The organism is Sphingomonas sp. (assembly GCF_031372575.1).
Lineage (GTDB): Bacteria > Pseudomonadota > Alphaproteobacteria > Sphingomonadales > Sphingomonadaceae > Sphingomicrobium.
Window position 1 is genome coordinate 1 of record NZ_JANMLM010000050.1, and the last position, 7,861, is coordinate 7,861.

A 7,861-nucleotide genomic window follows, 5' to 3' on the forward strand; every position below is an offset into this window, starting at 1 on the left:
GTCGAGCCGATCTCGACGCTGCCGCTGTCGGCGGTTTCGACGCCGGTGATCAGCTTGAACAAGGTCGTCTTGCCCGCGCCATTGGCGCCGATCACCCCGACGATCCCGCCCGGTGGCAGGTTGAACGACAGATCGTCGAACAATAATTTGTCGCCATAGGCCTTGGTCAGATTCTTCGCCTCGATCACATTGCCGCCGAGCCGCTCGGGCGACTGAATGACGATCTGCGCCTTGCCCGGGACACGCTTCTCGGCCGCCTCGACCAATTGGTCGAATGCCTTGATCCGCGCCTTGGACTTCGTCTGGCGCGCCTTGGGGCTCTGGCGGATCCACTCGAGCTCTTGCGAAATCGCCTTCTGGCGGCCTTCGTCCTCGCGCTCTTCCTGGCTCAGGCGCTTGGCCTTCTTGTCTAGATAGGTCGAGTAATTCCCTTCGTAGATAAAGTATTTTCCGCGATCCAATTCGAGGATCCAATTGACCACATTGTCGAGGAAATAGCGGTCATGGGTGACGAGGATGACGTTGCCGGGATAGTCGATCAGATGCTTTTCAAGCCATTGGACGCTTTCGGCGTCAAGATGGTTGGTCGGCTCATCGAGCAGCAGAATGCCGGGCTTTTCGAGCAACAACTTGGTCAGCGCAACGCGGCGCTTCTCACCGCCCGACAGGTTGATGACCGCACTATCGCCCGGCGGGCAGCGCAAAGCGTCCATCGCAATTTCGAGTTGGTTATCAAGCGTCCATCCGTCGACCGCGTCGATCTTTTCCTGAAGCTCGCCCATTTCGGCGCCGAGCGCGTCAAAGTCGGCTCCGTCTTCGCACATTTCGGCGCTGATCGCGTTGAACCGGTCGAGCATGTCGGCCACCGGCTTCACGCCTTCGCGGACATTTTCCATCACGGTCTTGGTCTCGTCGAGCTGGGGCTCCTGCTCAAGATAGCCAACGGTGACGTTGGTCCCCGGCCACGCCTCGCCGGTATATTCCGTGTCGCGCCCGGCCATGATCTTCATCAACGTCGACTTACCGGTGCCGTTGGGCCCGACAATCCCGATCTTGGCATCGGGATAGAATTGCAGGCTGATGTTGTTGAGCACCGGCTTGGGCGCGCCGGGGAAGGTCTTCGACAGACTCTTCATGACGAATGAATATTGGGCGGCCATGGGGTCGCTGATCCTTTGGAAAGATGGGGATTTCAGGGCGGCATTTAGGGGAAGCTTGGGAGAATTTCCAGCCCTCCCCTCCCTCCATCAGCAAGGGAAAAGCTTAGTCCCGCCCGACCATCGCCTCGACCCCGACGAACCGGTAATCCCGAAATTGCTCGCGCAGGGTTTTTTTCGACAATTTGCCGGTTGCGGTGTGCGGCAGTTCGTCGACGAATTCGATCGCGTCGGGCAGCCACCATTTCGCGACATGACCCGACAGGAAATCCCGCAGCTGGTTGCGATCGACGACGCACCCATCGCGGCACACCACCACCAGCAGCGGGCGCTCGTCCCACTTGGGGTGCGCGATGCCGATCGCCGCAGCCTCCGCCACCCCGGCGAACCCAAGCGCGGCATTTTCCAGCTCGATCGAGCTGATCCACTCGCCGCCGGACTTGATCACATCCTTCGAGCGATCGGTGATCTGCATCGTACCATCGGTGTGGAGCGCGGCAACGTCGCCGGTATTGAACCAATTGTCGCTGTCCGCAGCGTCGGCATCTTCCTTGAAATAACGGCGCAAGACCCACGGCCCGCGCACCTGCAGGTCGCCGCTTTGCTCGCCATCTCGCGGCAGGACTGCGCCCGCCTCGTCCACGATCCGCATTTCGATTCCGAACGGCACGCGACCCTGGCGGCAGATGAATTCCACCTGCTCCTCGTCGCTCATCTCTTCCCAGCCGGCCGGCGGCGCACCCATCGACCCGATCGGTGAGGTCTCGGTCATTCCCCAGGCATGGCCGACCTGGACGCCGCGCGCGCGGAACCATTCGATCATCGCGCGCGGGGCGGCCGACCCGCCGATCGTGACATATTGCAGGTCGGCCAGCCCGTCGCCGGTGCGTTCGATATGCTCGATCATGCCCAGCCACACGGTCGGCACCCCGGCCGAATGGCTGACCTTTTCGTCGCGGAACAGGTCGCATAATCGTTCGGGGCGATAATCGGCCGACAGCACCAATTTGCATCCGGTCAGCGGCGCCGCCCACGGGATTCCCCAGGCATTGGCATGGAACATCGGGACGATCGGCATCACCACCGATCGCGCCGACAGGTTGAAACAATCGGGCGCGACCTCGGCCAGCGCGTGGAGCATTGCACTGCGATGCTCGTACAGGACGCCTTTGGGATTGCCGGTGGTCCCGCTGGTGTAACATAGCCCGCACGGATCGCGCTCGTCGCCTTCGTGCCAGACATATTTGCCGTCCTGCGCGCCGATCCAACCGGCGAATTCATCCTCGAAACAGATGTACCGCTCGATCGTGGTCCATTGCGGCTTCATTCGCTCGACAATCGGCGCGAAACAGCGGTCGTACAGCAGGACGCGGTCTTCGGCATGGTTGGCGATATAGGCCAATTGATCGTCGAACAGGCGCGGGTTGATGGTGTGGAGCACCCCGCCCATCCCGATCGCGCCATACCAGGCGGTCAGATGCGCCGCATGGTTCATCGCCAGCGTCGCAACCCGGTCGCCGGGCTTGATCCCCAGCGCGACCAGCGCCTGCGCCATGCGCCGCGCGTCATTGGCGATGGCGGCCCAATTCGTGCGGGTGATCGAACCGTCGGCCCAGGCGGTGACGACTTCGCGTCGGCCATGCTCGCGCTCGGCATGATCGACCAGCCGCATAACGCGCAGCGGCCAATCCTGCATTGCCCCAAGAGAATTCACCGACGCCCCCTCCTCCAATCAGACCAGACGACGCGATCATCACCGTTTCAGAAGGAAGGTGCAAGACAGTCGTCAGAATGGCATTTTGAAGCCCGGCGGAAGCGGCAGTCCGCTGCTCATCTTCTGCATTTCGGCATTGGCCGCGAGATCGGCCTTGGCCTTGGCGTCATTGAGCGCGGCGGTAATCAGATCCTCGAGCATCGACTTTTCCGACACCGCCATCAAACTGTCGTCGATCGACACGCCGATCATCCGGCCCTTGGCGCTGGTGCGGATCTTGACCAGCCCGCCGCCGGCCATGCCTTCGACCTCGACCAGGTCGAGATTGTCCTGCGCTTTCTGCAATTCGGCCTGCGCATTCTGCGCCATCTCCATGATTTTTTCGAGGTCTAGGTCGGGCATGGTTCAGGCACCTTTCGTCAGGGAAATGGATTCGAGTGTGGCATCGGGGAAAGCGTCGATCAGCGCGCGCACATTGGGCTCCTCAAGCACCGCGGCGCGCATTTTCTCCTCCGCCATCTGCTCCTGCTGCTGGAGCGAGGGTTCGCCCCCGGCATCGGTGAAGCTGACCGACCAGGTCGATCCGGTGACTTCCTTGGCCGATGCGGCAAGTTCGCGCGGGAAATCGGGACCGAGCGGGCGCAGCGGCCGAAGCACGATCTCGCCCGGCGCGAAGCTGACCAGCCCGACCTGATCGCGCAATTGCAGCGCGAGAATCCGCCGGCCGAGTTGCTCGATGCGGTCGATCAAATCGTTGAAAGTGACCGGCGATGCCGACGCAGTCGGCGCTGGAGGTGACGGCGGTGCTGAACCAGCGCTCGGGGCGGCAACCGCCCCCTGCCCGCTCGACAATCGCGCCAGCAAGGTCGCAGGATCGGGCAGATCGGCGGCGTGAACCACGCGCAGCAGCGCCATTGCGGCGGCTTCGCTAGGGTCGGGCGCCACTCCCACATCCTGCAATCCCTTGAGCAACAATTGCCACAAGCGATGGATCGACGCCCAGCCCAGTTTGCCCGCCCATTCCGCCGCGGCCTCGCGCTCCTCGGCGGATTGCAGCACATCGCCGGTCGCCCCGGCCTTGGCGCGGGTCACCGCGTGAACCGATTCCATCAACCCGCGGATCAATGACGCCGGGTCGATCCCGAGCGAATGCGCCTCGTCGAGTTGGGTCAGAGTCGCCGCAGCATCCCCAGCGAGCAGGCTGGCAAGCATCCGCCGGGTCCGCCCGCGATCGGCCAGCCCGAGCATCGCGCGCACATCCGACGCATGCACCCGGCCCTCACCATGCGCGATCGCCTGGTCGAGGATCGACAATCCGTCGCGCGCCGAGCCTTCGGCGGCGCGGGCGATGACCTGCACCGCTTCCTCCTCGACCGCGACGCCCTCCTTCTCGGCTACCTTCGCGAAATGCGCCGCAAGCAACTCGGCGGGGATGCGGCGCAGGTCGAACCGCTGGCAGCGCGACAGCACGGTGACTGGCACCTTGCCCACTTCGGTGGTCGCGAAAATGAACTTCACATGTTCAGGCGGTTCCTCAAGAGTCTTGAGTAACGCATTGAACGCGCTCTTTGATAACATGTGGACTTCGTCGATGATATAAATCTTGTAGCGTGCCGAGACCGACGAATAGCGCACCGCCTCGATGATCTCGCGGACGTCATCCACCCCGGTGTGCGACGCCGCATCCATCTCGATCACGTCGATGTGCCGCCCCTCGGCAATCGCGACGCATGGCTCGCACAATCCGCACGGCGCGATCGTCGGCCCGCCGCTGCCGTCTGGCCCGATACAGTTCAGTGCCTTGGCGATCAGCCGCGCGGTCGAGGTCTTGCCCACCCCGCGCACCCCGGTCAGCAGAAACGCATGGGCAATCCGCCCGCGCTCGATCGCATTGCCGAGCGTCGTGACCATCGCGTCCTGACCGATCAGCTCATCGAACGACTGCGGGCGATATTTGCGGGCGAGGACGCGGTACGGCGATGCCTTGCTCGGCGGCGCGACAGCGGGCAGGTCTAGGCCGAGGCCGGGTTCGTCAGCGGGGGATGGGGAATCGGACATTGCGGCGCAGTCTAATGGCCGCGTCGGGCAATGTCGAAGGTCTAAAGCGGTGGAAGCCGACGACCCGGGACGAAATCGTTGTGGCTGCTTCCTTCCGGATCTGACCAGGTTGGCGACAATCCCGCCCGCCGACTTCCACGCCGGCATATGGCAATGCGCGCCCGCTTGCGCAAGCGGCTAGCGATCCTGCCAATTGTAGCAGCCGCCCGGCATCCGCACCGTCAGCGAGTCCAGCTCTGCGCCAAACACGATCTGGCACGCCAGCCGCGACGTCCGAGTCACATGTGAGGCCAAGTCGAGCAAATCATCCTCCTCCTCGCTCGCGCGCGGCAATCGCTCAAAATCCTCGGGCGCGACGATCACGTGGCAGGTCGAGCACGCCATTGCACCCTCGCACGCCCCCTCGAGCGGCTGGGCATTGGCCTGCGCCACATCGAGCAACAGCGCGCCCTCCGGCGCCTCGACCTCTCGGTCCAGTGAGCCGTCGATTTTCAGGAACCGCACCTTGGTCATGCGGCGAAGCTCGCCTGCGCATCGGCAGTCTGGGCGATCGTTCGACAGGCCGATACCAACTCCGCCTCGCCAGTCATCCGCCCGAAGCCAAGCCGGATCGACGATCGCGCCTGGCGGTCGGTCAGCCCAAGCGCGCGCAACACATGGCTCGGGCGCCCCGATCCGGACGCGCAGGCAGAGCCAAGCGAGAACGCCAAATTACGCAATTCTCCGACTAGCCGAGCAGCATCGAGTCCCTCGCGGCGAATATTGATGTTGCCGCGATAGCGCGCCTCGATTCCGCCGTTAAGCACCCAGCCCTCGCCCAAGGTCGCCAATGCCACCTCGAACAGTCGCTCGACATGCGCGGTATCGCGCGCCCGCCGCTCATTGGCGATCCGCGCTGCCGTCCCCAGCCCGACGCACAACGCCGGCGACAACGTCCCCGACCGCAGCCCCGCCTCCTGCCCGCCGCCATGCATTAGCGCGGCGGGCTCATGTCCCTTGCGGATCCACAGCCCGCCAACGCCCTTGGGTCCATGGACCTTATGCCCCGAAATCGCGATCAGATCGGCGGGCGGCAAATCGACCCGCCCATATCCCTGCACCGCGTCGCACAGCATCACTGCGCCAACCGCATGCGCCAGCTCGGCCAGCGCCGCGACCGGCTGCACCGTCCCGATCTCATTATTGACCAGCATCGCCGCAACCAGCGCAGTCTTGGCGTCGATCGCCTCCGCCGCTTCGCCCAGATCGACCAGCCCGTCGGCGCTGACGCCGAGCCGCACCACCTGAAACCCACGCCCCTCGAGCCACTCGCAGCTATCGAGGACGGCGGCATGTTCGGTCGCGATGGTCACGATTTTGCGCCGTTCGCTGCGCTCGATCGTCCCCTTGATCGCCCAGTTAAGCGCCTCGGTCGCGCCGCTAGTGAAGACGAACCGCCCCTCGTCGAGCGCAATTTCGGTCAATATCTGGTCGCGGGCATGCTCGACTGCCGCTGCTGCCTCGGCTCCCCAGCGCGACGGCGAGTGCGGGTTGGCGAATTTCTCCTCGATCCATGGCCGCATTGCTGCCACGACTTCGGGCGCGACCGGGGTCGTCGCCTGATAGTCGAGATAGATCATGCCACCCGAATCTTGTCGGAAGCATTGGCGCCTAGCCGTGCGGCGATCCGGCCATATTCAGCCAGGAAGGCGTCGACATCGGCGTCATTGGTGTCGGGACCGAAGCTCAGGCGAAGGAACCCTGCGGCGACGTCCCCCGGCACATTCATCGCGGCCAGCACATGGCTCGCCTTCGCCTTGCCCGACGCGCATGCGCTCCCCGCCGACACCGCAATCCCCGCTAGGTCGAGTTGCACCAGCAGCGAGGCCGAGTTTGCCCCGGGCAGCGACACCGCGCCAATGGTTGCCGCGCGCGGTGCTCCGTCACCGATCACCGACGCACCAAGCGCCTTCGCGCCATTCTCCAGCCGTGTGCGCAATTTTGCCATCCGCGCCATGTCATACGGCTTGGCAGCAAGCGCAGCGGCGAAGGCGAGCGCGCCCGGCACATCCTGCGTTCCCCGCCGATAACCCTTCTCCTGCCCGCCACCGCATGGCTCAAGCGTTCCCAGGTCGCGGACTAGTAGCGCGCCGACCCCCGGAGGCCCGCCCAATTTGTGCGCGCAAATGGCAATGAAATCCGCATCGGGCAGCGGCATCTTCGATGCCCCCTGCGCGCAGTCGGCGAGCAACAATGAACCCGCCGCGCGAATGGTCGCTGCGATCCGGTCGAGCGGCTGGATAATCCCGGTCTCATTATTGACCTGCTGGATGGTGATCAGCGCCGGACCCTTCGCCAGCACGGCGTCGAGCGCCGCCTCGTCGATCAATCCGTTGCCGTCGACGGGGAGCACTTCCGCTTGCTCGCCCATCGCGAACGGCACGATCGCATGCTCGGTCGCGCCGTAAGCCCGCCCCGCGACGCACGCGCGCTTTCCCACAATCTCGACCGATTCGCTCGCGCCGGAAGTAAAAATGACGTCATGACGCCAATCGAGCGCGATCTTGATTGTCTCTCGTGCTTCCTCGAGCAAGGCGCGCGCGGCGCGGCCTTCGCCATGCGGCGAGTTGGGATTGCTCCACCCGTCGATCCCGCGGAGGAAGGCGTCGCGCGCCGCGCCGATCACCGGCGTGGTAGCGGCATGGTCGAAATAGATTCGCTTGGTCAAAAGTCTCGCATCCCTGCCCCAGTTGATCGCTGCACTTGCCAGCGCTCGTCTGGTCCCTATATAGGCTCTGTCCGCGAGGCGCACCTGCCCGCGTGTCCACTTTTTCGTCAAGCGAGCCGCGATCCATGCCCGAAGTCATTTTCCCCGGTCCCGAAGGCCGCCTCGAAGGCCGCTTTAATCCCGGTCCGCGCCCGCGCGCACCAGTCGCGATGATCCTCCACAGCC

Annotated in this window: 7 protein-coding genes, 1 other RNA gene and 1 pseudogene; 1 reads left to right on the forward strand and 8 read right to left on the reverse strand. The window is 64.3% G+C overall.

Annotated features, from left to right (window positions below; genetic code table 11):
* The 8 genes from ettA to RMN73_RS03870 all read right to left on the reverse strand — a co-directional run.
* A partial coding sequence (ettA, locus tag RMN73_RS03835; RefSeq protein ID WP_309601995.1) for an energy-dependent translational throttle protein EttA occupies nt 1–1,160 on the reverse strand: 1,160 nt, incomplete at its 3' end.
* A 103-nt stretch (nt 1,161–1,263) separates the two neighbouring features.
* Entirely contained in the window at nt 1,264–2,853 is a 1,590-nt protein-coding gene (locus RMN73_RS03840; RefSeq protein ID WP_309602001.1) for a long-chain fatty acid--CoA ligase, read from the reverse strand.
* 90 nt (nt 2,854–2,943) lie between these two features.
* The gene (locus RMN73_RS03845) at nt 2,944–3,273 is read right to left on the reverse strand and encodes a YbaB/EbfC family nucleoid-associated protein (protein WP_309601996.1); all 330 of its coding nucleotides are present in this window, start codon (nt 3,271–3,273) and stop codon (nt 2,944–2,946) included.
* 3 nt (nt 3,274–3,276) lie between these two features.
* Nucleotides 3,277–4,929, reverse strand: coding sequence for a DNA polymerase III subunit gamma/tau (locus RMN73_RS03850; RefSeq protein ID WP_309601997.1), 1,653 nt, complete (start codon nt 4,927–4,929; stop codon nt 3,277–3,279).
* Between the two features lie 45 nt (nt 4,930–4,974).
* An RNA gene (gene ffs / locus RMN73_RS03855) (signal recognition particle sRNA small type) lies at nt 4,975–5,069 on the reverse strand.
* Nucleotides 5,070–5,106: 37 nt separating this feature from the next.
* Nucleotides 5,107–5,442: a 2Fe-2S iron-sulfur cluster-binding protein gene (locus RMN73_RS03860; RefSeq protein ID WP_309601998.1), complete on the reverse strand. Its 336-nt coding sequence runs from the start codon at nt 5,440–5,442 to the stop codon at nt 5,107–5,109.
* Nucleotides 5,439–6,548 carry a cysteine desulfurase family protein gene (locus RMN73_RS03865; protein WP_309601999.1) on the reverse strand — a complete coding sequence of 370 codons (1,110 nt, stop codon included), beginning with the start codon at nt 6,546–6,548 and terminating at the stop codon, nt 5,439–5,441. The genes RMN73_RS03860 and RMN73_RS03865 overlap by 4 nt, the downstream gene beginning before the upstream one ends.
* Complete coding sequence (locus RMN73_RS03870; protein WP_309602000.1) at nt 6,545–7,636, reverse strand: aminotransferase class V-fold PLP-dependent enzyme; 1,092 nt, start codon at nt 7,634–7,636, stop codon at nt 6,545–6,547. Before RMN73_RS03870 ends, RMN73_RS03865 begins: the two co-directional genes overlap by 4 nt.
* Nucleotides 7,637–7,761: 125 nt before the next feature.
* Here RMN73_RS03870 and RMN73_RS03875 point away from each other — a divergent pair.
* Nucleotides 7,762–7,861 (forward strand): annotated as a pseudogene (locus RMN73_RS03875) (alpha/beta hydrolase); the annotation flags it as partial.